At 33.7% G+C, this 202-nt stretch carries 1 pseudogene; it reads right to left on the minus strand.

The window, feature by feature from the left end:
* Positions 1-202: pseudogene (locus LQ668_RS12355) on the minus strand (IS110 family transposase); the annotation flags it as partial.

Here is a 202-nt window from a genome sequence, read left to right on the forward strand (position 1 = left end):
GTTTTTAATAAACGATTCATACAAGCTACCACGGCAGTCTTATGAGGTTTCTCATTAGGCTGCTTTTTTAGTTTATAGTAATAATCAATAAGGTGATTATCATAATGTCGCTGTCCCCTAATGATATTCATCACGACCCAAAACAGTAATCTCCGAGCTTTTTTATTTCCACGTTTATTAATAGTGTCTCTATATTGAGTGT

It is taken from the genome of Mammaliicoccus sp. K-M42 (genome assembly GCF_022386375.1).
Taxonomy (GTDB): domain Bacteria; phylum Bacillota; class Bacilli; order Staphylococcales; family Staphylococcaceae; genus Mammaliicoccus; species Mammaliicoccus fleurettii.